The following is a 23,340-nucleotide window of genomic DNA, read 5'->3' as shown; positions in this document are numbered from 1 at the left end:
CCCGGTGACCGCTCTACCGCGGGCCGCCGCGACCGCCCTCGGCGTGGTCGCGGCGGCCGGCGCCGGAGCCCTCGCGTACGGATCGCTGATCGAGCGCAACCGGTTCACGCTACGCACGGCGACCATCGAGGTGCTGCCTCCGGGCGCCGACGACATCCGCGTGCTGCACCTGTCCGACCTGCACATGGCACCGTGGCAGACGCACAAGCAGGAGTGGGTGCGCGAGCTCGCCCGGCTGAAGCCCGACCTGGTCGTCGACACGGGCGACAACCTCGGTCACCGGGACGGGCTGTCGGGCATCCGCTCGGCTCTCGAGGTCTTCGCGGGCGTGCCCGGCGTGTACGTGAACGGGTCGAACGACTACTTCGGCCCGTCGCCCAAGAACCCGCTGCGGTACTTCACCGGACCGTCTAAGCACGCCCACTCCGCGGAGCGGCTCGACACGGCAGCGCTCGAGGGCTTCTTCGATTCGCTCGGCTGGAAGAACCTCAACAACCGGGCCGTCACCACCGAGGTGAACGGCACGATCATCGACTTCTTCGGCGTCGACGACCCGCACCGCCGCTTCGACAAGCTCGAGCGCATTCCCGGCGCCCTCGACGAGCTGCGGGAGAACGACGACCGGGGCCCGCGGGTCTCGATCGGCGTCGCACACGCCCCCTACCAATACGTGCTGAACTCGTTCGTCACCCACGGCGCCCAGGTGATCTTCGCCGGCCACACGCACGGCGGCCAGGTCTGCGTGCCCGGGTTCGGAGCCCTGGTCACGAACTGCGACATCCCGCGCGACCAGGTGAAGGGGCTGAGCCTCTGGCGGCACGGGTTCCACTCGGCCCACCTGAACGTCTCGGCGGGGCTCGGCACCTCGATCTACGCACCGGTGCGGTTCGCCTGCCCTCCCGAGGCCACCCTGCTGACGCTGACGGCCCGCGCACGCTGAGCGGAGAGGCCCGGCCGATGCCTCGAGCGGGCCGAGTGGTCTCACACCGCTGGAAAATCGGCTATCCTTGTTGAGTTCCAACCGCGCTCGCGCGGTGGTGAATTCGGGGTGTGGCGCAGCTTGGTAGCGCGCCTCGTTCGGGACGAGGAGGTCGTGGGTTCGAATCCCGCTACCCCGACACATCAGAAACCGGTCAGAGTTCCCACGCTCTGGCCGGTTTCGTGGTTATTCTCTACTCAACCGGGCACCCCGACCCGGGATCGAAGGGAATCAACGTGGATTTCATCGCTATCGCCGCCCTCGCGGCCACAGGCTGGGTGGTCGGCGCCACCGCCATCGCTCTGGCCGTCGGCCGCTCCATCAAGCTCCGCGACCAGTCGGACTGGACCTTCTCGGCCAGACCCGTGCTGAGCCGCCGCCGCTAGCCGCCCGAAGACGCCCGGGCCTCGGGCCCCTGACCCGTCAGTGGTGCCCGAGCCGCCCGTGCGACTCCTCGAGGTAGCACGCCCCGCAGAGCGACTCGTAGGTGACGTCCTCACCGTCGATCGCCACCTGCGCCCCGTCGAAGACGTAGCGCCCGCCGATCGCGCGCGCATTGAAGATAGCTTTGCGCCCGCAGCGGCAGATCGTCTTCAGCTCTTCGAGGCTGTGCGCCACCTCGAGCAGACGGATGCTCCCCGGGAAGCCCTCCGTCTGGAAGTCGCTGCGGATGCCGTACGCCAGCACCGGCACCCCGTCGAGGATGGCGATGCGCAGCAGGTCGTCGACCTGCCCGGGCGTCAGGAACTGCGCCTCGTCGACCAGCAGGCAGCTCACGTCGACGCCGGTCTCGCGCACGACCTCGTCTCGGCGGCTCTGGAACTCGACCCGCACGTCGGTGTCGGGCGCGATCAGGAAGTCGGCATCGCGGGTGACGCCGAGGCGCGAGACGATCTGCAGCTCGCCCTTGGTGTCGACGGCGGGCTTCGCGATCAGCACCTGCTGACCGCGCTCCTCGTAGTTGTAGGCGGCCTGCAGCATCGCGGTGCTCTTGCCGCTGTTCATCGCCCCGAACCGGAAATACAGTTTCGCCACCCGAACACCCTATGCCCCGCCACGACCGGCCCGTCAGAACAGCGTCGGCTGCCCCGCCGGCAGCAGCGCCGGCACCGCGGCGCCGTCGACTTGCCCGTCCTCCTGCGCACCGCCGGCGAAGCTCCCCCACTGCAGCACCCCGTCGTCCGCCCCCGGCGGCAGCACGCCACCCGTGGCCCGTGACAGCCGTCCGCTGCCGACGCCGTGCCGCCGCACGATCGGCCGGATGCGGTCGGCCAGCCAGTCGCGGTACTCCTTCGGCGCGTAGCTCCCGCGTGAGTAGAGCTTCGCGTAGGGGGCGACGAGCTCCGGATGCTCCCGCTGCAGCCACCCGGTGTACCACTCCCGCACGCCGGGCTTGAGGTAGAGCGCCGAGTACACGACGCTCGAGGCGCCCGCCTCGGCGGCGAGGGACACGGCGTGCTCGAGGTGCTCGACGGTGTCGGTGAGGAAGGGCAGCACCGGCATCAGGAAGACCTGGCAGTCGAGCCCCTTCTCGCGCACGGCGGTGACCGTGGCGAGCCGTGCCTTCGTGCTCGGGGTGCCCGGCTCCATGGACTGCTGCAGCTCGTCGTCGTAGATCGCGATCGACATGGCGAGGCTGACCGGCACCACCCGGGAGGCGTCGGCGATGAGGTCGAGGTCACGCCGCATCAGCGAGCCCTTGGTGAGGATGGAGAACGGGGTGCCCGACTCGGCGAGCGACCGGATGATCGACGGCATCAGCGCGTAGCGCCCCTCGGCCCGCTGGTAGGGATCGGTGTTGGTGCCGAGGGCGACCGGGTGGTGGCCCCACGACTTCTTGCCGAGTTCTTTGGCGAGCACCTCGCCCACGTTGACCTTCACGATGATCTGCCGGTCGAAGTCGTCACCGGCGTCGAGGTCGAGGTAGCCGTGGGTGGGACGGGCGAAGCAGTACACGCAGGCGTGCGAGCAGCCGCGGTAGGGGTTCACCGTCCACGCGAACGGCAGGGACTTGCTCGTACCGGGCACGTGGTTCAGCGCGCTCTTGGCGAGCACCTCGTGAAAGGTGATGCCCGCGAACTCGGGTGTCTGCACCGAGCGCACCAGGTTGCTCAGCCGGGCGAGCCCGGGCAGGGCGGCCGGCGCTTCGGATGAGAGGGCCTGACCTGTCCAGCGCATGCCGACATTCGAACACATATTCGAATCAAGAGCAAGCGGTCACGACGCGGCGTACAACTCCAGCGGCTGCCCGTCGGGGTCGAAGAAGAACAGCATCTCCCGCCCGGTGTGAGGGTCGACCCGCAGCTCCTCGCAGCGCACTCCCTTGGCCACGAGCTCGGCACGCGCATCCGAAACCGAGTCGACCTCGAAGGCCAGGTGACGAAGGCCGGTCGCCTCGGGGCCAGAGGGCCGGGCGGGCGGGTTCGGGAAGGAGAACAGCTCGATCAGGTACTCGCCGTTCAGGGCGAGATCGCCCATCCAGGAGTCGCGCTCGGCGCGGTAGACCTCGGTCAGCAGGGTGCAGCCGAGCACGTCGAGGTAGAAGGCCTTCGACCGCTCGTAGTCGGTGGCGATGACGGCGATGTGGTGCACGCGGTTGAGTTTCACGTCAACGACCGTAGCGCGCACGGCGCCCGCACCGAGCCCGCTGGAAGATTCAACCGGCCGAAAAGACTCAGCAGGATGAAAAGATTTAGCGGGATGAGAGGACCCGATACTCTCATCCCGCAAGGAGACGTCGACACCGTCTGCCATGTTCAGCCGTTACCCTTACGACCATGAAACAGGGGCGCTTGTGACGTCACCGTCAGGCTCACATTACACGAGCGCACGGCCCCTTTACACGGGGCATACAGCGCAAGTCGCGGTGTGCTAGGCCGATTTTTCGGATGACATCGAAGTCATCCGGAAGCGTCGTCGAGACGGGCCCGTCGCGCGATGTCCTCGTGCGTGTAGGCCCCCCGCGGGTTGCGCCCGGCCCGGTCGCGCGCGGCCGCGACGAGCAGGTGCCGCAGATGCGTCGCCTTCGACGCGCGGATGATGCGGCCGGTCACCGTGTAGGCGTCGAGCACGGCCACCCGCGGCGCCCAGATCGGTCGGCGACGGCGCTGCCCGAGCCCTTTGCGGTGCATCAGGTGCAGGAAGGCCTGCGTGCTGCCGAGGGCGCTGGCGAGGTCGACACCCGGCGCGATGGACGGCAGCGACGGGTTCGTGCCGTCGGGCCCCGCTGTGGCGACCGCGGCGAGGCCGCGCAGGTCGCTGTAGGAGGGCACGTAGGGCAGGACGCGGGAGAAGTCCACCGAGAGCCCGGCGATCTCCTCCAGCGGCGCCTGCTCGGGCAGCCCCATGTAGCGCTCGAAGGTGAACCGGCCGGAGGGCGCGAACGCCGTCGCCATCGACGAGAAGCCGACGTTCACCACGAGCAGGTCGGCGATCCCCTGGATCCGCGCCTGCCGCGCGATGGCCGTGCCGATCTCGGGCTGCGTCGTCTCGGACTCGTCGAAGACGAGATCGGCGCCCGCCAGGAACTCGGCCGCGTTCGAGGGCGTGACTCCCTCGCCGTAGACGTCGACCACCGCATCCGGATTGATGGCCAGCACCTCCTCGCGGAACACCGACGCCTTCGAACGGCCGTAGCTCAGCGCACTCGCCCCCGGCACGCGGTTGGCGTTGGCGCGCTCGAACACCTCGGGGTCGGCGATGCTGAAGCTGCCGACGCCCATCCGGGCGAGCTTGGTGCCGACCTGGAAGCCGACTCCGCCCACCCCGGCGATCGCGATCCGCGACTCGGTCAGCGCCCGCTGCTCCGCTTCGCTCCAGAAGCCGTAGTTGCGCGAGAACTCGGGGTCGCCCAGCGATCTCATCGGCGCAGCGACCCGCTCACAGGCTCTCGGCGACCTCGCCGGCAGCGGCCTCCGCACCAGCAGAGGCACCCGCGCCCGCCCGAACATCCGGCGCCACGCCCGACTCGATCGCGAGCGCCCGCTGCGCCCGCGAGATGCGCCCGAAGTACTGCAGCTCCCCGTCGGCGGCCGCGAGCTGACCGAGGATGGTCGCGTTCCGCTCGGTGATGCGGGCCGCCGAACCCGGCTGGTCGAACTCGACCGGCAGGTTGTAGTCGAGGTAGTGCTCGATGTAGCGGGGCTCGCCGATGCTCCAGATCGAGAGCATGCCGGCCAGGTGCCGCTCGAGCCACGGCTCGATGATCGCGAAGGCCCGCCCCAGCCCGTGCGTGGTGAAGTAGGAGGAGATGATCGCGAACAGGTGCCACTGGATGAGCTCCTGCATCGCCACCCGCTCGTGCCGGGCGATCACCCGCGAGACCTCGGCACTGCCGGCGGGCAGCGGATGCTCGGCGAACAGCTCGGGGCAGAAGTCCTCCACCGGCAGCGGCCGGTCGACGCCGACGGCCCCCTTGATGATGGCGCGCGCCACTCCGACGATGCGCACGCCCTCCGGCGCGTTCTCGAAGATGGCGAAGGTCACCGAGCGGGAGTCGTCCTCGTCGCGGTCGAGGCCGTCGTCGGAGAGGTCGGAGGGGTCGAGCTGACCCGTCTGCTCCACGTAGACCAGGCGCCGGAACTCGAAGTGCTGGCGGTAGGCCTCCTCGAAGCCGGGGAGGGCGACGCCGTTCACGGCGATCACACCCGAGGCGAGGCGCGCTTCCGGCTCGACGACGAAGGCGGGCGACCCGTCGATGAGTGGGATGACGGCCGCGTTGGAGATGGTGCGGTCAATGCGCGACACCGGCGGTCCTCTGACAGAATTCGGAGGTGAGAGCCACACGGAGCACTGCGGGTTCCTCCGATTGTTCACCTGGTGGGGATCGACCGGCTGGTCCGCGCGCGCTGGGTGCCGTGAAATCGAGCATAGGAGCGGGCCGTGTTCGTTTGCAACTTGGGACGTTATGTCCCAAAATGATTCCGAGAGGGGCTGATCGATGTCAGAGAACAGCTGGGGGAAGTCCGCGGCAGGCCGCGGAAAGGTGCCGAAGGACGAGGTGCGCACCGCCCTGCTGCAGACCGCGATGGGCCTCGTGCAGACGAACGGCCTCACGGTGGGCTTCGAGCACCTCCTGATGGACGACCTGATCAAAGAGGCCGGTGTTCCCCGGAGCGCCGTCTACAAGATCTGGGAGACCAAGGAGGCCTTCTTCGAAGACCTGCTGAGCGAGGTCGCCAACCAGGTCTCCCCCGGCCGCGCCGACGAGGAGTCGCTCGTCGCCACCTGGGAGTACCTCGGCTTCCGCGCCGACGAGCTGCGCACCCCCGAGGGCCGCCGCCGCATCTTCCTCGACGTCGTGAGCCTCGCGGCCGAGCAGAACTTCGAGGCCGTCACCTCGTCGGTGCAGTGGCGCACCTACGTGGCCCTGGCCTCCACGGCGCTCTCCTACCCCTCCGCCGTGCGCGACCGGGTGATCGAGTCGCTCCGCAACAGCGAACTCGCCTTCCTCGACCAGATGGAGGTGTTCTACCGCAACATCGTGCCCGCGGTCGGCTACCGCCTCCGTCCCGATCTGAACGACGACTATCGCCCCCTCGTCGTCGCCTCCTCGGCGGTCATCGAGGGTCTCGGCATCTCGCGCGCGATCATCCCCGACCTCGTCGAGGCCCGCTACAACATCGAGAACGAGGGCCGCTCGGCCGAGGTGTCGCTCGCGGCCATCTCGTACCACGCCATCACCTCGTCCTTCATCGTGCCCGACCCGAACTACGACGCCGAGGCGGCCATCGCGCGGCTCTCGGGCGGCATCGACGAGATCCCGATGGTGCAGCCGCGCAGCCGCAGCATCGACGACTAGGGGTCCGCGACTCAGTCGTTCCACGGCCCGGCGTCGGTGACGCGCGGGTTCTGGGCGAACAGCAGGCGCAGCTCGCCCTCGCCGACGGTGACCTGCGAACGCCCGAAGGCCGTTCCCATCACCGCCACGAAGCTCCCCAGGGCCCGCCGTGCGGCCGGCTCCCCTGCGCTCCAAGGCGCCCGCACGAACACGCTGCGGTGCTCGCCCACCTCCGTGACCCGCACGTGCAGCGCCGATCCCTCGGTCTCCGGATGCGCGAGCAGCGCCGTGAGCAGCGCACGCAGCGCCACCTTCTGCTCGACCGGCATGCTCTCCGCCACCGCCGCGGGATCGTGCAGCACCAGGCGGCCGGGCCGGGCGCGCCGCAGCCGCTCCAGCCAGGGCAGCCCCACCCCGGTCAGGATCTCCGAGCGCAGCACGGCCGAGAGCCGTCTGGCCCGCGCCGGGTCCCCGGGGGCCAGCGCCCCGCGGGCGAGCACCTCCTCGAAGAACGGCACCACCTCGGCCGAGAGCTCGGCACGGCCCGAGTCCCGCATGAGCTCCCGCAGCCGGATGCGCACCCGCCGCGCGAGGCCCCGCTGGGCCCGGCCGGCCAGCTCCTGCTGCCGAGCGAGGGTCAGGCTCATCCGGTAGGAGAACACCGACGACGCGACCCCGAACAGCAGCACCGGGGTGCAGGCGATCACGGCCGAGGTCAGCGGCGAGACGGTCTCGGGCAGGTCGCCGGCCTCCGCCGCGCTGATCGAGCCCACGACGAGGAGCGAGATGACGGTGGCCGCCGCGAGCTCGCGCCCGGGCCGGAACATGCTGAACGAGAGGATCACGACGCCGACCGCCACCGGCCCCCAGTCGTCCCACAGCACGTTCGACGCACCCCAGCCGGACGCGGCCGAGAGCCCGTCGGCGGTCAGCGCGGCCCCCACCGTGAGGCCGAAGGCGAGGGCCGAGGTCGGCGGGCGCACCGGGTCCGTCGCCAGCACGAGTGCGAGGGCCGCGACCACGACGGCCACGATCGCGCCGATCGCGAGCACCGGATGCACGATCCGCTCGGCATCGGTCACCGTGCGCACGAGCGCCACCGCGATCAGTGCGATCCCGGTGACGACGAGCAGCGGATGCAGGGCACCGGCGACGATGGGGGCCGCCCGGCGGGGGGCGATCCGCCACGACAGGAAGCCGATCATCCGCTCGCCCGCTCGGGCTCAGGCTCGGGCTCGGGCTCGGGCTCGGGCCAGACGTTCTCGGGCGCCGGAGGCAGGCTGAACAGGTAGGCCGTGCCGCTGCCGGGCGCCGTGAAGAGCTGAGCGCGGCCGCCCTCGGCCTCGATGCGGCCGAGGATCGAGTGCTGCACCCCGAGTCGGTCGGGTCCGACCCCGCCCGGGTCGAAGCCGACGCCGGCGTCGCTGACCATCAGCACCACCTCCCGGGCGGCGCCGTCGACGACGACCTCCACCCGATCGGTGCCGGCATGGCGTCGCACGTTGACGAGCACCTGGTCGAGGGCGAGGCCCACGGCCTCGGCGACGGACGGCGCGAGCCGTTGCAGCGAGGCGAGGTCGCCGGCGAGGTCGATCTCGAGGCCGCGCCCCCGGCCGGCCGCCACGGCGAGCGCCACCCGCGCAGGGAGCGGGAGGTCGTCGAGCGCCGGTGTGGCGCCGGAGAGCTCGTCGGGCCAGAGCCGTCCGGTCTCGATCAGGGCGAGGTCACGGCGGAGGGCCGCCGCCAGTCCGTCGGGGAGAGGCCCGGGCGGGAGGTGCGAGATGAGCGTGAGCTCGCCGAGCACGGTGTCGTGGAAGAGCGCGATCACCTGCGTCTCCACCTCGCGCTGATACGCGAGCGCGTCGGCCTCCCGCCGGGCGCGCTCGACCGAGCGGGAGTCGAGCTCGGCCCGGCGGCGGGTGATCAGGTCGGCGACGCCCACCGCGAGCACCACGGCCGTCAGCACGGCGGTGAAGCCGTCGAAGGAGGGGTAGCGCCCCGTCGCCGTCGCCGCGACCAGCACGGCGCCCTGCCCGAGGAGGTAGGCGGAGGCGATGGCGACGAGGTTGCCGGCGCCCATCACGGCCGGCGCCACGGTGTAGATCACGGCGAGCTGGGGCAGAGCGAGGATGAACGGCGACTCCGCGACCGCCTCCCCCGACTCGGCGAGGATGACGAAGGAGTAGCCGCCGATGCTCACCGCCGCCACCACGAGGTGCAGCGCCGTCGCCCACCAGCCGAGCCGCCGCCGGGCGAGGGGGATCAGCACGGCGATCGGCACGAGGAACCCGAGCGCGGGCCAGACGGCGTCGCCCGGCAGGTAGGCGGCGCGCAGCAGCACCAGCACGACGGCGATGCCGAGCGCGGTCACGCCGAAGGCCAGCGTGGCCGCCGAGACCGCAGCGGCGGCGGGCCGTTCGAGTGCCGACATCGTTCCCCCGCAAGCATGATCCCACACGTCGATCGCCCAGGTCGCGCCGGATACGATGGTCACTCGCTACCGGGGAGGCGTCCTGACCAGTCCGTCCAGAGCCAGTCGATCCAGAGGCGGCCGATCCGTCGCGAGGCCGATCGCCGCCGTGCTGCTGCTCCTGTACGCCGCGGCGGTGCTGGTCGTCGTGATGTGGCCGTCGCCCGTCGACGAGAAGGCGAGAGGGATGCTCGCGCGCATCCTGAAGGGCCTGCACGACCGCCACCTGCTGGAGTTCCTCGGCTACCCGCAGGTCGAGTTCCTCTCGAACGTCGCGCTCTTCATCCCCCTCGGGCTGCTGCTCGGGCTGCTCCTGGGGCGCCGCATCTGGGGTCTCGCGGTACTGGTCTGCTTCGCCGGCTCGGTCGCGATCGAACTGACCCAGTACGTGTTCCTGCCCGACCGGTTCGCGACGGTCGACGACGTGATCGCCAACTCCCTCGGCGGCCTGGCCGGCGCACTCGTGGCCGGCGCCCTTCTCGCGCGCTGGCGACGGCGTCGCGAGTCGCGCCTGCGCCGGCGAGCGGTCGCCCTGCCTCCGCCTCCGCCCCGCGACGGCTGGGGGCCGGGCACCGTGCAGCTCTGACCCGTCGGACGGTTTCGCTAGTGTTGTCGCGGACAGGGGAACTGCAGTGACGAACGACCACGACGACCACGAGCTCGACGGCCTCGTCGCCGCCGAGGACTGGGCGGGCGTGGTCGCCGCGCTCGACACCGGGTGGTCGACCCTGCTGGCGAACGAGCCGCAGCTCCTGCGCCGCACCATCACCGCGCTGCCGGCCGAGGTGCTGGCCGGTCATCCGCGCTGGTCGCACGCGATCGAGTACGTCAACCGCTTCGTCGAGAACGACGCCCCGAAGTCGACCCGGTTCCGCGGCACCGCCGCCGCTCCCCCGCCGCGCACCCTGCTCGACCTGCTCGCCCAGCTCACCGCCCGCGCCGCCGCCGGCCGGGCCAACGGGCGTCTCGCCGATGCCGTCGCCGCCGTGCGCGAGGCCCGCTCCGCCGTCGACGAGGCGACCCCCGCGGCGCGCGAGCAGCTGGTGCAGGCGCTGCCCGAGCTGGAGTTCCAGTGGGCGATGGTGTGGGAGTACGCGGGCGACCTCGACGCCGCGGTGCGGGAATACGGCGAGTGCTTCGACCACGCGGTGCTGATCGACCACGTCATCATGCAGGCCAGGGCCGCCGGCAGCCTGGCCTGGCTGCACGCCCTGGCCGGCCGCAACGTGCAGGCGCGCAACCGCCTGGCCGAGCTCCCCGACGCCGACGGCGAGTGGTGGCAGACCCGGGCCTCGATCTCGGCGGTCTTCGCGCAGACCCTGCTGCTGATCGACGAGCTGCGCGTCGACGAGGCCGCCCGCACCCTCGCCGCGGCCGACCTCGCGGGCGTCACCGAGCGCTGGCCGGCTCAGAAGCTCCTCACGGCCCTGCTCGTGCGCGACGCCGGCTCGGCCCTCGCCGTGCTCAGTCAGATCGACGCCACGGCCGCCGGGCAGCCCGAGGCGGTGCGGAGCGCCGGAGGGTCGGCCGGGTTCGTGGCCCTCGCCCGCGCGCTGCTGTTCGCGGCGCTCGGCAACCGGGCAGAGGCCCGCGCGGCGGTGGCCGGACTCGGCGCCCACGAGCGTTCCCCCCTGGGGCGCATCGCCCTCGTGATGGAGGCGGGTGCTGCTGCCGAGGCCGGTGACTTCGCGGCCGCCGGGCGCCGCACCGCGCCGCTGATCGCCGCCGCCACCGCCGAGCCCCGGGTGCTGGTGTCGGCGTTCGCCCTCGCCGCGGCGGCCCAGCGGCACGATGCCGCGGCGACTCCGTCGACGGCTGCCGCAACCTTCGCCCTCGCGCTCGAGCTCGCCCGCACCCACGGCCTGCTGCGGTCGTTGCTCGTGCTGCCGCGGGGCGAGCTGGCGGCGCTGATCGCGGCCTCGCCGGCCGGGGCGGTTCCGGATGCGCTGGCCGACCGTCTCCTCGCCTCCGCCCGCGACGCCGACCCCGACCCCTTCGCGGCCCTGACACCCCGCGAGAAGGCGGTGCTGGCGGCGGTGCTCGAGGGGCAGAGCACGGCCGCGGTCGCCGAGGCGCTCTTCGTGTCGCCGAACACCGTCAAGACGCAGTTACGGAGCATCTACCGCAAGGTGGGCGTGCGGAACCGGCGCGAGCTGGAACGGGCCGCGCAGCCCTGGCTCAGGGGCGCAGCGCGTCCGTGAGCACCGCCGCAGCCCGGCTCAGCGGCTCAGCGCCTCAGTGGCGCAGGAAGTCAGTGATCACGGCGGCGGCCAGCGAGAGGGCCGCGAGCGCGACGAGCACCGCGACGGCGAGCCGCAGCGCGATGGCGCCGCCCGAGCGGCGGCGGGCCGGCAGCCGGGAGGCGAGCGCGATCGCGATCAGCAGCAGCGCCGCCGACAGGGCGAGGCCGAGCAGCAGCGCGAGGCCCGCGCCGATCTCGGGCGTGTGCAGGTAACCGAGCACGAGCGCACCGACATAGACGATCGCGGCCGTGATGACGCCGGCGAGCACGCGGGTGCCGATGTCACGCCAGAACTTCTCCTCGCGCAGCCACTGCCCGGGCAGCTCCCAGGCCCTGACGCGCGCCGGCAGTTCGGGTTCGGTCATGAACCGAGGGTAGCGGCACGGCGAGGCGCTACGCTCACGGCTATGTGCACGCGCATCCTCTGGAACACCAACCAGGTCGCCAAGACCGTCAGCCGCTGCATGGACTGGGCCGTCAGCGACGAGCCCGAGCTCTGGTTCGTGCCGCGCGGCACCGAGCGCAGCGGCAACGCCGACCACGAGAGCCACCGCTGGACGTCGCGGTACTCCAGCGTGGCCGTGAGCATGTGGGGCATGGGCACGGTCGACGGGCTGAACGAGAAGGGCCTCGGCGCCCACGCGCTCTACCTCAACCCCGACGACGTGGCCTTCCCCGCGGCCGACGGCCGGCCCTCGGTCGCGAACGCACTGTGGGTGCAGTACCTGCTCGACAACTACGCCACGGTGGCCGAGGCCGTGGCCGACATCGGCCGCATCCGCATCACCTCGCCCACCTTCCGCGGCATCCAGCTCGGGGTGCACATCGCGATCGAGGACGCCTCGGGCGACTCGGCGGTGATCGAGCCCGTCGGCGGCGAGCTGGTCGTGCACCACGGCCCCGAGTACACGGTGATGGCCAACTCCCCCACCCTCGACCTGCAGCTCGAGAACCTCGCCCGCTACCGCCCGTTCGGCGGCGAGCTGCCGCCGCCCGGCGACATCAGCTCGACCGACCGCTTCGTGCGCTCGGCCTACTTCCTGCACTACCTGCCCGAGCCCGAGAGCACCGAGGAGGCCGTCGCCGGCGTCTTCCAGCTGATCTCGAACGTCTCGGTGCCCTACGGAGCCCCGTACACGACGGGAGACGTCTACCCCACGTGGTGGCGCTCGGGCGCCGATCTGACGAACCGGGTCTACTACTTCGGCTCCACCCGCAGCCCGAACATCTTCTGGGTCGAGCTCGACGAGCTCGAGGGCCGCACCGAGGTCGCGAAGCTCGACCCGCGCGACCTCGCGCTCGTCGGCGACCAGACCGCCAACCTCGCACCGGCGCCGCTGCTCTACTGAGCGGCGACGCCGGGCGAGGTGCGCGAGGCTGCGGCTACTTCACCTTCTTCACCGTGTAGGCGAAGGCATCGACGCGGATGACCGTGCCCGACGACTTGACGACGGTGATCGTGTGGTCGCCGTTCTTCAGGCCGGCCGACTCGAACAGCGTCTGCCCGGTGCGGCGCACCTCGGCGTGGGTGTCGACCGTCTTCACGTACGCACCGTCGACGTAGATGTCGACCATCCCCTGGTCGGGAGCGAGCGGCCCGACCCAGGAGACCCCGGTGCCGGTGAAGCCGAAGGTGGCGAAGGCTCCGTCGACGGTGCTCGAGTGCACGTCGCCGTGCAGGTCTCCGCGGAAGGCGACGTCGAGCGGCGCGGCGCCGATCGGCAGCGTCCCGAGGTAGGCCGCCGAGATCGTGACCGTGCTGCCCTCGACGGTGTAGTCGGCGCCCTCCTCGAGCGCGGTGCCGGCGTGCGAGACGCCCGCCAGCTCACCGGGGTCGCGCAGGAGCTCGACCACCGCATCCGTCGCCGCCGCCTTGTCGAACGTCGCCGTGCTCTGGCTGAGCAGGCTCTCGACGGTCACGTCGAGCTTGTCGAGCAGCAGGTACGAGCCCGACTTCTTCACGACCCGCAGCGTGTGGCTGCCGTTCGGCAGATCGGACGCGCTGTACAGCACCTGCTGGATCCCGCGGCCCTGGCTCGGGTCGAGATGGGCGTCGACGGTCTGCACCAGCTGGCCGTCGAGGTAGACCTCGGCTTCGCCCTGCGACTCGTGCGTCTCGCTGACGACGGAGATGCCGGTGCCTTGGAAGGTGTACTGGAACGCGTCGCCGTTCGCCTCGGTGTAGTGCACGTCGTCGCCGTGGTCACCCAGACCGCGGCCGGAGCTGCGGCTCCAGGTTCCGCTGTAGACGATGCCCTGGGCGTCGTCGTTCAGGGTCACCGAGCGTCCGTCGGAGGGGACGGCCGGCTCGCCCTCGCCCGTGGATGAGTCGATGACCGAGACGGTGAGGGGCTGCGAGACGGGGGCGACCTCGCGGCCGCCGTTGCGCATCCATTCGCCGTCGGCGGCCGTGCCCTCGGGGACGTCGTACGAGACGCGGAGACCGTCGTCGTTCACGGTGACGCCCGCGTTCTTGGCCGGGGTGACCTTCAGCAGCTGCACGCCGTGGATCGGGATTGCGGACCCCGTGAACGAGGAGTCGAACGAGCCGAGCTTCTTGCCCGCCCAGAGGTCGCGCACCTCGCCGCCACCGGTCAGACCGATGTCGGCGAAGTCGACGGTGACGTCCGAGTCGGTGCGGCCGAGGTTGAACAGGGCGACCGTGTAGGTGCCGTCGGCGTTCAGGGCGTACCAGACCTGCTTGTTCGTCGACATCGATACCGGCTGCGCCGGCACGCCGTTCTGCTGCACCGCGAGCACGTCACGGTTCGTCAGCAGCCCGAGTCCGTAGTCGTCGAGCTGGGTGAGGTCGTTGCCGACGTACATCGGCGCGGCCGAGATCGCCCACAGGGTGGCGGCGGTGCGGCGCTCGTCCTTGGTCAGGCCGTCCATCGTGCCGTTGCCGACGTTCAGCGAGTCGAGGTCGTTCCAGCCGCCGGGGCCGCCGTGGCGCCACCAGTCGGCCATCCGCGGGAAGAGGCGGCTGATGGTGTCCCAGCTGACCAGGGCCTCGTGGGCGCAGTAGCACTCGACGTCCCAGTCGACGCGCCAGCCGTCGGCCTTCTCCTTCCAGAGGTCGGCGTACTGGATGTCGAGCGCCCAGGAGAGCTCGAACCAGATGCCGCGCTCGTGCAGGGCCTTCGACCAGGCGTCGACGTCGTCGCGGGCGTCGACCGAGAGGTCGCTGATGCCCGAGCCCGGGGTGACGCTGTCGAACTTGATGAAGTCGACGCCCCAGCTCTTCAGCTGGTCGGCGATCGAGTCGATGTAGGCCTGCGAGCAGGGGTTCGTGAAGTCGATGCGGTTGCCGATGCCCCAGTAGTCGGCCTGCTGGAGGGGCTGCTTGACCACGTCGGAGGTCGTGCATCCGGGCGCTCCCTCGATGGGGTAGGCCGCGTCGGAGACCTCGGCCGAGATGCCGGGGATGAAGTAGAGGCCGAACTTCTGGCCGTTGCCGTGCACGTGGTCGATCACGCTCTGCAGGCCGTCGGGGTAGAGGCTCGTGCTCGGCACGGGGCGGCCGTGCTCGTCGACGCCGCCGTTCCAGCCGGCGTCGACGTTGATGTGGTCGTAGCCGAAGGGCTGCAGCTTCTCGTGCATCGCGTCGGACTGGGCGATGATCTGGTCGGCGGTGATCCACTGGCCGTTGTCGGAGTAGACCTGCATGCTGTAACTGCTCCAGCCGAGGTACGGCTTGGCGGCGAGGTCACCCTCGGGGAGGGCGGGGGCCGGGGTGGGGGCGGTCTGCGGGGGCTTGGCGCCGCTCGGCTGCTCGGTGGGGGTGGGCGTGGGCGTGGGGCTCGGGGTCGGCGCCGGGGTCGCGGTGCCGGTCGGGCTCGCTGCCGGGGTGGGTGTGCTCGTCGGGGTGGGGGTCGGGGTGGCCGAGGCGGCGGTGCCGCCGAAGGCGAGTGCTCCTGCGACGGCGAGCGCCGCGGTGGCGAGCGCCGAGCGGGTGAGCCGGGACTGCGATCTCATGCGTTCCTCTCCGCGACCGCAGGCGGGAACGCCCGGACGGACCGCGATGTCCGTAATTATTTGACAACGTTAATAAAACACGGATGCCCCGCCCCGCGCAAGAGGGTCAGCCGGTCAAGGCAGCAGCAGCACCTTCCCGTTGAGCGTGCGCGACTCGGCCAGCGTCAGTGCCGCCGCGGCCTCGGTGAGCGGGAACCGCGCGGCGATGTTGGCGGTCAGCACCCCCGCGCCGAGCAGCGCGAAGATCTGCCCGAGGTCCTCCTCGAGGCGCCGGCGGAAGCGCGCCGGGCGGGCCCGGTGGCCCGACCAGAGGTCGTAGAACGTGGCGCGCCGGCCGTTGGGCAGCACGGTCCAGAGGAGGGCCTGGCCGATGGCCTTGAGGAACGGCGTCAGCAGCCCGCCGGTGCCGCTGACCGCCGCGATGATCGCGTACGACACCAGGGCGCCGCCCGGCGCGAGCAGGCGGAAGGACATCCGCGTCGTCTCGCCGCCGACGTTGTCGAAGACCGCGTCGACTCCCCCGGGCGCCAGCTCACGCACCCGCGCCTCGAGCTCGGGGTCGGCGTAGTCGACCGGCTCGACCCCCGCCGCCCGCAGCGCCTCGTGGTGCCGCGGCGAGGCGGCGCCGATCACGCGGATGCCCTGGTGCTGCGCGAGCTGGATCAGGATGCCCCCGACCCCGCCGTTCGCCCCGAACAGCAGGATCGTGCCACCCCGCTTCACCCGCGCCGCCCGGTTCAGCATCTGCCAGGCGGTGACGCCGTTGACCACGACGGTCTCGGCGTCCTCGGCGGTGATGCCCGCGGGGACGGGCACGGTGTCGCGCGCCTGGACGACGGCGTGCGTCGCCCAGGCCCCGGTCTTGGTCATGCTCGCGACGCGGTGGCCGAACATCCGCTCGTCACCGCCCGGGCCGACCTCGAGCACGGTGCCGACCAGGTCGTAGCCCGGAGTGAAGGGGAAGGCAGGCTGGCCGTAGTAGCGGCCGCGGCGCATCGCCTGCTCGGCGTAGGCGATGCCGGTGGCCTCGACGGCGACGAGCAGCTCGCCTTCACCGGGCTCGGGGCGCGGGCCGGTCTCGAGCTGCAGGCCCGAGGGCTCGACGAGGCCGGGGAGGACGACGCGGGTGGTCTGGGTGGGGGTCATGATGGTTCCGTTCGGTTGTGTGTGACTGGACAGTCACAACTGCGGGCAAAGCTGGATGAGAGTGGAGAAATGAGGTCGAAGGGTGTGGATGGGCCGCGTCAGTCGTGCCGAATGCCGTGGTCGACGACCCGCGCCCACGCCGTGTCGACGTCGGCGAGCCCGGCCTGCACCACTAGGTGGCACAGCTGGCCGTAGGCGAGGAAGCGCTGCACCGAGTCGTCGTCGGCACCCGAGGCGTCGGACACCGCCCGCACGACCGTGGCGAGGCCCCGGCGCACGGCATCCCGGATCTCGGGCACGTCACAGGCGCTCTGCGCGTGCACTTGCAGGGCGATCAGGCTGCGGTCGCGGATGAGCTCGATGTACGCCTGCGTCATCCGGTCGAGACGCTCGGCAGGCGTGCCCGTGTCATCGACACCGGCCACCAGCGCCGCCGCGACCTGCGCGTAGCAGTCGTCGACGGCGGCCACGAACAGCCCGAGCTTGCCGTCGAACAGCCGGAACACGTAGGCCGGCGAGACCTTGGCCGCCGTCGCCACGTCGGCGACAGGGGTCGCCTTGTAGCCCGACACGGCGAACACGTCGACCGCGCGGGCGACGATGCGCACCCGCTGATCCTCGGCGGTCGAGCGGATGCCCGCCCCTCGTGATCGCGTCTCGCTCATGTGACTGATCAAACACTAACAACCCGCCCTCGTCAAGAGGTCGGGCCGGATGCCGATGTCGGCGGCACCCGCGCATACTGGAACGATGGGGGCGGAGCAGACGGCGGCGCCGTGGGTGACGCTCACGGAACCGGCTGCGGGGGGCCGGCCGCGCGGGGCGGCGCCGACCCGGCGCGCGCTCGTCGTGCGGCTCGTCGCGGCCGCTGCACTGGTGGTGTTCGTCGTCGTCGCCGTCGGCGTGCTCGTGGCCCGGCGGCTCGCCGAGGACGAGGCGGTGAACGACGCCGCCCGCTCGGCCGAGCTGCTCGCCGACGTGGTGGTGGAGCCGGCACTCGGCGCGGGCCTCCTCAGCGACGAGGCCGAGCGGCGGGCGTTCGACGAGCTGATCCGCGCCCGGGTGATCGGCGACGACGTGGTGCGGGTGAAGATCTGGGACGCCGACGGCACGATCCTCTACTCCGACGAACCGCGCCTGATCGGCGAGAGCTTCGGCCTCGACGAGGAGGAGCTCGAGGTGCTCACCGACGGCGGGGTCGACTCGGAGGTCTCCGACCTGAGCGCCCCCGAGAACCGCTTCGAGCGCGGCCGCGGCACCCTGCTCGAGGCCTACCATTCGGTGACCGCGGCCGACGGCGAGAAGCTGCTGTTCGAGGCGTACTTCCCCTACGACCGCGTCTCCGCGCGCACCAGCGAGCTCTGGACCGCCTTCTCGCTGCTCTCCGCCGGCAGCGTCATCGCCCTCATCGTGCTGCTCGCCCCCGTCGGCCGCCGCCTGTTCGTGCTGGTGCGGCGCGCCCAGTCCGAGCGCGAGGCGATGCTGCTGCAGGCCGTCGACGCCTCGGCGACCGAGCGGATGCGCATCGCCGGCCGCCTGCACGATGGCGCCATCCAAGACCTCACCGCGAGCATCCTGGCCCTCCGCTCGGCCGCCTCCTCCGCTCGCGCGACCGGCGACGCGGCCCTCGCCGCCCGTCTCGACGACGCCACGGCGACGCTCCGGGCGAACCTCGGAGGCCTCCGCACCCTGCTCGTCGACCTCTACCCGCCGAGCCTCACGGCCGCCGGTATCCGCCCGGCGCTCGACGACCTCGCCACCGCGGTGCGCGGGCGGGGCGTCGAGGTGCGGATCGTCGAGGGGCCGCACCGCCCACTCGACCCCGACGAGGCGCGGCTCGTCTTCCGCGTCGTGCGCGAGGTGCTGGCGAACGTGGTGAAGCACGCGCGGGCCACCGAGGCGACGGTCGAGCTGACGTCCTCCCGCGGCCGCTCCCGCGCCGAGTCCGTCGTGGTCGAGATCCGCGACGACGGGCGCGGCTTCGACCCCGGGGTCCTGCACTCCCCCGCCTCGGGCCATGTGGGCATCCCCCTCCTCGTCGACGCCGTGCAGAGCGCCGGGGCCGGCCTCTCGGTCGCCACGGCGCGCGGAGCGGGCACGAGCTGGCGGCTCGAACTGCCCGGCCCACCGCCCGCCCGGGGAGGCGCCGCGTGAGGCCGGTCGGCGTCGCCCTGATCGACGACCACCCGCTCGTGCGCGCAGGCCTCGTCGCCCTGCTCGAGGAGGCGGGCGGGATCGTCGTCGTGGGCGAGGCCTCCGACGGCGGGGACGCCCTCGCGCTGATCGCGCGCACCCGCCCCGACGTGCTGCTGATGGACCTGTCGATGCCCGGCACGGGCGGCATCGAGGCCACGGGCGTGGTGCGGCGCGAGCATCCTGAACTCGCCGTCGTCATCTTGACCTCGTCGCACACCGGCGACGACCTGCGGGCGGCCCTCGCGGCCGGCGCCACCGGCTACGTGGTGAAGGATGCGGAGCCGGCCGAGATCGCCGCCGCCGTGCAGGCCGCCGCGCGGGGACATCGCCCGATCGACCCGCGCGTGACGCATGCCCTGCTGCCCGAGGCGGGCACCGCAGCCGCCCGCCCGGCCGACGCCGATGCCGACGCCGACTTCCACGCCGATGATCCGCAGCCCATCCGCGGCCGGGAGGCCGAGGTGCTGACCCTGCTCGCCCGGGGCCTCGCGAACAAGCAGATCGCGCACGAGCTGGGTATCGCCGAGCGCACGGTGAAGGTGCACGTGGGCAGCATCTTCCGCCGGCTCGGCGTCGGCGACCGCGTCAGCGCGGCGCTCTGGGCGCGCGAGAACGGGTACTAGTACCTACGTCGTATCGACGGGGACGCGGCCGTCACCGAGGCTGAAGGCAGACGGCACCCGCCGTCACCTCTCTCGCTCTCGACCGAAGGACCAGCGATGAACACGCACCGCATCCGCCGAGCCTCCCGGGCGGCCCTCGCCGCCACCGCCATCGCCGCCGCCGCGCTCACCGGCGCGTTCGCCGCGGCCGCTCCCGCCTCGGCCAAGCCCTCGGCCGGAGGCGGCGACTACGCCGTCACCGTCAACGGCACCACCTACAACCCGGCCCCCGGCAAGGACGTCAAGCTGCAGGATCTGGCGGCATCCGGCAGCGTCACCGTGCGCGGCCTGAACAACACCTTCCGCATCGACACCAAGACCCTCGGCGTCTACGACTACACGCTGACAGGTGCTCCGGATGCTCTGCGAATGGTCACCCAGCCCACCGTCGTCTTCGCGTCGAAGGTGCCGACCCTCACGCCCGCCCAGATCGGCACCGTGAAGATCAAGCAGCTCGAGGTGAAGGACGACACCCTCGTCGTGATCTTCACGGCCGCGGCCGGCAAGTTCAAGATCCAGGCGAAGGACGGCGCCCAGGGCGGCATCTTCCAGATGGAGCCCGAGTTCGCCCAGCCGGTCGAGCTCGTGCACACCCTCGGCCCTGGCCTGTTCTACTTCGTGAACCAGTACACGGGCAAGATCAACTTCGGCAACGGCGTCGACGCCGTCACCCCCGCCCAGAGCGCCACCGGCTTCCACCAGATGCTGCTCGGCAAGGACAGCCCCCAGGTCGCCACGAAGACCTTCCAGAGCGGCACGGTCACCAAGTGGCTCGTGACCTCGGGCGGCCGCCTCGGCGGAGTGCTCGGCGAGGATGCGGTCGAGCTCTCGCAGGGCGCCACCAACTGCACCAGCCAGTGCCAGGCGCAGAACCAGATCAAGGGTTCGCTGCCCGTCCCGCCCGACCCGACCAACCCCACCCCGATCGGCTGACGCCTTTCTCCTCCGGTGGCCCGGCCGCGCTCCCTGCGCGGTCGGGCCACCGTCGTTTGCGCCGGCCGACCCTCGCCCCCCACTGGTCAGTGCCCTCGCCGCACGTTGTCGGCGTAGGCGTCGAGCACGCTCAGGATGCCGCGCTGCTCCCATACGCGGTTGCGCGAGTTGCCGGTGCGTTCCACCAGCACTCCCCGCCGGGTGAGCACATCGAGCGCACGCATCACCGACACGTCGCTCATGCCCATCGCCGCCACCAGGAAGCGCGTGTTCACGACGGGCTGGTCGATCAGGCGGGGCAGGATCTTCCACGCCGCCGAATGCGAGCGCACGCCGGCGAGCGCCTCTTTCGAGCGTTCGAGCTCGCCTGCCAAAGCGTCGACCAGCTCCCGGCCGGTGACAGCCGCGTATCGGGCCGCATCGCAGAACCGGTGCACGATCGGTCCGGCATCTCCCGCTCGGTAGGCGGTCAGAGCGGAGAAGTACGAGTCCGTATCGATGAGGAGTCCCGCCGAGAGAGGCACGGTCGTGTGCGTCGCCAGCCCCTTGTCTCGAAGCATGGCCTGCGCGATCGCCCTCCCGGTGCGCCCGTTGCCGTCGACGAAGGGGTGGATCGTCTCGAACTGCGCGTGCGCGACGGCGATCTGGACGAGCGCCGGCAGATCGACACGATCGGCGAACGCGACGACATCGGCGACGGCAGCCGGCACGAGGTCGGGTTGCGGGGCGATGAACGCAGCACCCCGCGGCCCGGCATTGTCGCGATTGCCGATCCAGACCAGCTCGCGCCGAAATCGTCCGGCTTCATGCTCGAGGCCCGGCTGCCGGCTCAGCAGTTCGGCATGCATCGCCAGGATGCTCGTCACGCCGAGATCGTCCGACAGCCGGAGGGCCGCTTCCATCGCCCGCACGTTGCCCACGACGGTGAGTGCGTTCTGCTTCTTGCCCTCGTCGATCTCCGCCAGCGCGAGCTGCTTCGCCGACGTCGTGAGATTCTCGATCTGACTGCTGGAGGCTGATTCGGTGCGCAGCAGGATGGCCGACATCGGCGCCAGCGCCGGATCGCCGGCACCGAACAGCCCCAGCGAGTGCAGGTCGAAGCCTTTGAGCGCGAGGGACGCCTCCTCCACGTCGGCGACGGTCTCGGCGTCGAGCTGTGGAGCCCACTCGCGGATGGCCGGCGTGACCACCGACTCGTAAGCGCCCGTCTGCCGGGCGACCTCAGGCTTCGTGTACAGGTCGGGACGGCTCGGTGCCCAATGACGCTCCTCGCGGCCGACAGCCGGGATCGGCATGCTAACCTTTGGCATGGCAGAACCTTACCAACACTTCTAGTAGAAAGTGTTGGTATGATCCCATCCAACCATCGGTTCAAGCGGACAGGCAGGGCGGGGTTGGCCGTTCAGGCGACGTCGCGGTGCGGGGTGGTGGCGAGGAGCTCGCGGAAGCCGCGGCGGTGGTAGACGAGGGGTTCGGTGTCGGCGGTGGCGTCGAGGCGGTCGACGTCGAGGACGACGAGGACGTGGTCGCCCGTGTCGTGCTCGGCGCTGATGCGGCACTCGAGCCGCAGCGCCGACCCGCCCACGAAGAGGGCACCGCCCTCCCCCTCGGTCACGTCGAGGCCGGCGAAGCGGTCGCGCGACCTCGAGGCCAGCTGCAGGCAGGCAGCCTCGTGCCCTCGAGCGAGCACCGAGACGCCGATGCGCTCGGCCCGGCGCAGCACGGGCCAGGTGCGCGAACTCTTCTGCACCGAGAAGAGCACCTGCGGGGGCTCGAAGGAGATGCCGACGGTGAAGGAGGTCGAGACCATCCCCGTCGGGGCGCCGTCGACCATCGCGGTCAGCGCGGCCACGCCGGACGGGAAGTCCGCGAAGGCCGTTTCGATGTCGAGCCGGTCGCCCAGGCTGATGGTCCGCACGAGTTCCTCCTCTGTGCCGCCCGCCGGTCGGGGGCACGTCACCAGTGAACACGGCCGCGGTTTCGACGGCGTTAGGTCGCCGTTTCCACACCGTTGCGCCGATGCGCCGACGCCCGGCATGCGGAGAGAACAGCAACCTCACCAGCACTTCTGGTCACTGCGGCACGCGGTTACGCCGTGCCGCGCCACCGTCGGATCAGCGAGGTGGAATCACCTGCGCCACGGCGTCGTGCTGGAGCTCCCCGTCGGTCACGACGGCGAGAAGGGATGCCCGGCGGCTGTCGAGGTAGGTGGAGTGCAGCTCGACGGGGTCGTGGTTCTGGTCGAAGTAGAGCGTCTCGCGCACGAGGAGCGGCGAGCCCTCCTCGACGCCGAGGAGACGTGCCGTGCGGGCATCCGCCCCCGTCGCCTCGATGACGACCCGGATGTCCCCCGGCGCCGACCCATGGATGCGCCGGTACCAGCTCAGGTCGCCGGGCTTCAGGAAGGGGCGGTCCTGCTCGAGCGCCTCGGCGCGCTCATGCCCGTAGCGGGAGAACACCCCGACGGTCTGACCGCCGACCCGCACGAGGAACTCCGACATGTGCAGCGGCTCCGATCCACCGCCGATGCGCGACGAGAGATAGGGCGTCGGCGGGATGCGCTGGTTCTCGAGCAGGAGCAGTGCACCGGTCACCCCGATCGCGGGGCCGACGCACTCGAAGACGGGGAAGGACTGGATCTGCGAGACGACGACCGTGCCGAGGCCCGGCCGGCGGTCGACGAGGCCGTCGGCGTCGAGCTGCTGCAGGGCGAGGCGGACGGCGTTGCGGCTGGTCTTCAGCTCGACGACGAGATCGGCTTCCTCCAGGCGGGTGTGCGCCGGCAGCTCTCCGGTGCGGATGGCCGAGCGGAGCAGGGAGTAGACACGTCGCGGTGACTGCTGCAGGGCATGGCCTTTGCGCAGCCGCTCGCTGAGCAGCGCCGCCACCGCCTCGTCGTCGACCGCCCTCAGTCGCCCTGCATTCGCTCGTGTCATCGAATCCCTCGCCGTGAGAACC

The 23,340-nt window shown here is 71.5% G+C and carries 23 protein-coding genes and 1 tRNA gene; 10 read left to right on the top strand and 14 right to left on the bottom strand.

Going from position 1 to position 23,340, the window contains the following annotated elements:
* The first annotated feature begins 4 nt into the window (after nucleotides 1-4).
* From HQQ85_RS12650 to HQQ85_RS12640, 3 genes are all read left to right on the top strand, one after another.
* Nucleotides 5-940, top strand: coding sequence for a metallophosphoesterase (locus HQQ85_RS12650; RefSeq protein WP_173182809.1), 936 nt, complete (start codon nucleotides 5-7; stop codon nucleotides 938-940).
* A 104-nt stretch (nucleotides 941-1,044) separates the two neighbouring features.
* Nucleotides 1,045-1,118: transfer RNA gene (locus HQQ85_RS12645), tRNA-Pro, on the top strand.
* A 97-nt stretch (nucleotides 1,119-1,215) separates the two neighbouring features.
* Nucleotides 1,216-1,365: a hypothetical protein gene (locus HQQ85_RS12640; protein ID WP_173182808.1), complete on the top strand. Its 150-nt coding sequence runs from the start codon at nucleotides 1,216-1,218 to the stop codon at nucleotides 1,363-1,365.
* 37 nt (nucleotides 1,366-1,402) lie between these two features.
* Here the strand turns inward: HQQ85_RS12640 and HQQ85_RS12635 are convergent, their stop codons facing one another.
* The 5 genes from HQQ85_RS12635 to HQQ85_RS12615 all read right to left on the bottom strand — a co-directional run bounded on the left by HQQ85_RS12635 (nucleotide 1,403) and on the right by HQQ85_RS12615 (nucleotide 5,725).
* Nucleotides 1,403-2,014 (bottom strand): thymidine kinase, encoded by a 612-nt coding sequence (locus HQQ85_RS12635; RefSeq protein WP_173182807.1) that lies wholly within the window; start codon nucleotides 2,012-2,014, stop codon nucleotides 1,403-1,405.
* Between the two features lie 33 nt (nucleotides 2,015-2,047).
* Entirely contained in the window at nucleotides 2,048-3,157 is a 1,110-nt protein-coding gene (locus HQQ85_RS12630; protein WP_173182806.1) for an Rv2578c family radical SAM protein, read from the bottom strand.
* A 39-nt stretch (nucleotides 3,158-3,196) separates the two neighbouring features.
* Nucleotides 3,197-3,586, bottom strand: a complete 390-nt coding sequence (locus tag HQQ85_RS12625; protein WP_216851635.1) for a VOC family protein — start codon at nucleotides 3,584-3,586, stop codon at nucleotides 3,197-3,199.
* 293 nt (nucleotides 3,587-3,879) lie between these two features.
* Nucleotides 3,880-4,842 carry a ThiF family adenylyltransferase gene (locus HQQ85_RS12620; RefSeq protein WP_173182804.1) on the bottom strand — a complete coding sequence of 321 codons (963 nt, stop codon included), beginning with the start codon at nucleotides 4,840-4,842 and terminating at the stop codon, nucleotides 3,880-3,882.
* A gap of 16 nt (nucleotides 4,843-4,858) precedes the next feature.
* Nucleotides 4,859-5,725 carry a hypothetical protein gene (locus tag HQQ85_RS12615; RefSeq protein WP_216851634.1) on the bottom strand — a complete coding sequence of 289 codons (867 nt, stop codon included), beginning with the start codon at nucleotides 5,723-5,725 and terminating at the stop codon, nucleotides 4,859-4,861.
* Nucleotides 5,726-5,918: 193 nt separating this feature from the next.
* On the opposite strand from HQQ85_RS12615, the gene HQQ85_RS12610 reads away from it, so the two are divergent.
* A complete protein-coding gene (locus HQQ85_RS12610; protein WP_173182803.1) occupies nucleotides 5,919-6,779 on the top strand; it encodes a TetR/AcrR family transcriptional regulator in 861 nt (286 codons plus the stop codon).
* An 11-nt stretch (nucleotides 6,780-6,790) separates the two neighbouring features.
* Here HQQ85_RS12610 and HQQ85_RS12605 read toward each other — a convergent pair whose 3' ends face one another.
* Nucleotides 6,791-7,963 (bottom strand): hypothetical protein, encoded by a 1,173-nt coding sequence (locus HQQ85_RS12605; RefSeq protein WP_173182802.1) that lies wholly within the window; start codon nucleotides 7,961-7,963, stop codon nucleotides 6,791-6,793.
* A complete protein-coding gene (locus HQQ85_RS12600) occupies nucleotides 7,960-9,189 on the bottom strand; it encodes a sensor histidine kinase (RefSeq protein ID WP_173182801.1) in 1,230 nt (409 codons plus the stop codon). Before HQQ85_RS12600 ends, HQQ85_RS12605 begins: the two co-directional genes overlap by 4 nt.
* A 148-nt stretch (nucleotides 9,190-9,337) precedes the next feature.
* Here HQQ85_RS12600 and HQQ85_RS12595 point away from each other — a divergent pair, with 148 nt between their 5' ends.
* Nucleotides 9,338-9,814, top strand: a complete 477-nt coding sequence (locus HQQ85_RS12595) for a VanZ family protein (RefSeq protein WP_173182800.1) — start codon at nucleotides 9,338-9,340, stop codon at nucleotides 9,812-9,814.
* Between the two features lie 46 nt (nucleotides 9,815-9,860).
* A complete protein-coding gene (locus HQQ85_RS21680) occupies nucleotides 9,861-11,429 on the top strand; it encodes a helix-turn-helix transcriptional regulator (RefSeq protein ID WP_173182799.1) in 1,569 nt (522 codons plus the stop codon).
* Nucleotides 11,430-11,463: 34 nt separating this feature from the next.
* On the opposite strand, the gene HQQ85_RS12585 is transcribed toward HQQ85_RS21680, so the two are convergent.
* Nucleotides 11,464-11,835, bottom strand: coding sequence for a hypothetical protein (locus HQQ85_RS12585; RefSeq protein ID WP_173182798.1), 372 nt, complete (start codon nucleotides 11,833-11,835; stop codon nucleotides 11,464-11,466).
* A 42-nt stretch (nucleotides 11,836-11,877) separates the two neighbouring features.
* Between HQQ85_RS12585 and HQQ85_RS12580 the strand changes: the two genes are divergently transcribed.
* A complete protein-coding gene (locus HQQ85_RS12580; protein WP_173182797.1) occupies nucleotides 11,878-12,819 on the top strand; it encodes a linear amide C-N hydrolase in 942 nt (313 codons plus the stop codon).
* A 34-nt stretch (nucleotides 12,820-12,853) separates the two neighbouring features.
* Here HQQ85_RS12580 and HQQ85_RS12575 read toward each other — a convergent pair whose 3' ends face one another.
* The 3 genes from HQQ85_RS12575 to HQQ85_RS12565 all read right to left on the bottom strand — a co-directional run bounded on the left by HQQ85_RS12575 (nucleotide 12,854) and on the right by HQQ85_RS12565 (nucleotide 17,256).
* On the bottom strand, nucleotides 12,854-15,445 hold the full coding sequence (locus HQQ85_RS12575) for a X2-like carbohydrate binding domain-containing protein (protein ID WP_173182796.1): 2,592 nt from the start codon (nucleotides 15,443-15,445) through the stop codon (nucleotides 12,854-12,856).
* Between the two features lie 114 nt (nucleotides 15,446-15,559).
* Complete coding sequence (locus HQQ85_RS12570; protein ID WP_173182795.1) at nucleotides 15,560-16,591, bottom strand: zinc-binding dehydrogenase; 1,032 nt, start codon at nucleotides 16,589-16,591, stop codon at nucleotides 15,560-15,562.
* 98 nt (nucleotides 16,592-16,689) lie between these two features.
* Nucleotides 16,690-17,256: a TetR/AcrR family transcriptional regulator gene (locus HQQ85_RS12565; protein ID WP_173182794.1), complete on the bottom strand. Its 567-nt coding sequence runs from the start codon at nucleotides 17,254-17,256 to the stop codon at nucleotides 16,690-16,692.
* A gap of 85 nt (nucleotides 17,257-17,341) precedes the next feature.
* Between HQQ85_RS12565 and HQQ85_RS12560 the strand changes: the two genes are divergently transcribed.
* The 3 genes from HQQ85_RS12560 to HQQ85_RS12550 all read left to right on the top strand — a co-directional run bounded on the left by HQQ85_RS12560 (nucleotide 17,342) and on the right by HQQ85_RS12550 (nucleotide 20,382).
* Nucleotides 17,342-18,745, top strand: a complete 1,404-nt coding sequence (locus tag HQQ85_RS12560) for a sensor histidine kinase (protein WP_173182793.1) — start codon at nucleotides 17,342-17,344, stop codon at nucleotides 18,743-18,745.
* Entirely contained in the window at nucleotides 18,742-19,410 is a 669-nt protein-coding gene (locus tag HQQ85_RS12555) for a response regulator transcription factor (protein WP_173182792.1), read from the top strand. The genes HQQ85_RS12560 and HQQ85_RS12555 overlap by 4 nt, the downstream gene beginning before the upstream one ends.
* 96 nt (nucleotides 19,411-19,506) lie before the next feature.
* Nucleotides 19,507-20,382 (top strand): hypothetical protein, encoded by an 876-nt coding sequence (locus HQQ85_RS12550; protein WP_173182791.1) that lies wholly within the window; start codon nucleotides 19,507-19,509, stop codon nucleotides 20,380-20,382.
* Between the two features lie 86 nt (nucleotides 20,383-20,468).
* Here the strand turns inward: HQQ85_RS12550 and HQQ85_RS12545 are convergent, their stop codons facing one another.
* From HQQ85_RS12545 to HQQ85_RS12535, 3 genes are all read right to left on the bottom strand, one after another.
* Complete coding sequence (locus tag HQQ85_RS12545; RefSeq protein WP_371741877.1) at nucleotides 20,469-21,572, bottom strand: Fic family protein; 1,104 nt, start codon at nucleotides 21,570-21,572, stop codon at nucleotides 20,469-20,471.
* Nucleotides 21,573-21,784: 212 nt separating this feature from the next.
* Nucleotides 21,785-22,300, bottom strand: coding sequence for a flavin reductase family protein (locus HQQ85_RS12540; protein WP_371741876.1), 516 nt, complete (start codon nucleotides 22,298-22,300; stop codon nucleotides 21,785-21,787).
* Nucleotides 22,301-22,496: 196 nt separating this feature from the next.
* Nucleotides 22,497-23,318 (bottom strand): GntR family transcriptional regulator, encoded by an 822-nt coding sequence (locus HQQ85_RS12535; protein ID WP_173182788.1) that lies wholly within the window; start codon nucleotides 23,316-23,318, stop codon nucleotides 22,497-22,499.
* Nucleotides 23,319-23,340: the final 22 nt, after the last annotated feature.

This window comes from Herbiconiux sp. VKM Ac-2851, assembly GCF_013205105.1.
GTDB lineage: Bacteria > Actinomycetota > Actinomycetes > Actinomycetales > Microbacteriaceae > Herbiconiux > Herbiconiux flava.
This window is presented reverse-complemented; position numbering and strand designations above follow the sequence as displayed.

Bases quoted from the DNA above. Each gene is read 5' to 3' on its own strand.
- HQQ85_RS12630 (WP_173182806.1), bottom strand. From the start codon at position 3,157: ATGCGCTGGACAGGTCAGGCCCTCTCATCCGAAGCGCCGGCCGCCCTG.
- HQQ85_RS12620 (WP_173182804.1), bottom strand. From the start codon at position 4,842: ATGAGATCGCTGGGCGACCCCGAGTTCTCGCGCAACTACGGCTTCTGG.
- HQQ85_RS12610 (WP_173182803.1), top strand. From the start codon at position 5,919: ATGTCAGAGAACAGCTGGGGGAAGTCCGCGGCAGGCCGCGGAAAGGTG.
- HQQ85_RS12605 (WP_173182802.1), bottom strand. From the start codon at position 7,963: ATGATCGGCTTCCTGTCGTGGCGGATCGCCCCCCGCCGGGCGGCCCCC.
- HQQ85_RS12600 (WP_173182801.1), bottom strand. From the start codon at position 9,189: ATGTCGGCACTCGAACGGCCCGCCGCCGCTGCGGTCTCGGCGGCCACG.
- HQQ85_RS12585 (WP_173182798.1), bottom strand. From the start codon at position 11,835: ATGACCGAACCCGAACTGCCGGCGCGCGTCAGGGCCTGGGAGCTGCCC.
- HQQ85_RS12580 (WP_173182797.1), top strand. From the start codon at position 11,878: ATGTGCACGCGCATCCTCTGGAACACCAACCAGGTCGCCAAGACCGTC.
- HQQ85_RS12575 (WP_173182796.1), bottom strand. From the start codon at position 15,445: ATGAGATCGCAGTCCCGGCTCACCCGCTCGGCGCTCGCCACCGCGGCG.
- HQQ85_RS12570 (WP_173182795.1), bottom strand. From the start codon at position 16,591: ATGACCCCCACCCAGACCACCCGCGTCGTCCTCCCCGGCCTCGTCGAG.
- HQQ85_RS12565 (WP_173182794.1), bottom strand. From the start codon at position 17,256: ATGAGCGAGACGCGATCACGAGGGGCGGGCATCCGCTCGACCGCCGAG.
- HQQ85_RS12560 (WP_173182793.1), top strand. From the start codon at position 17,342: ATGGGGGCGGAGCAGACGGCGGCGCCGTGGGTGACGCTCACGGAACCG.
- HQQ85_RS12550 (WP_173182791.1), top strand. From the start codon at position 19,507: ATGAACACGCACCGCATCCGCCGAGCCTCCCGGGCGGCCCTCGCCGCC.
- HQQ85_RS12535 (WP_173182788.1), bottom strand. From the start codon at position 23,318: ATGACACGAGCGAATGCAGGGCGACTGAGGGCGGTCGACGACGAGGCG.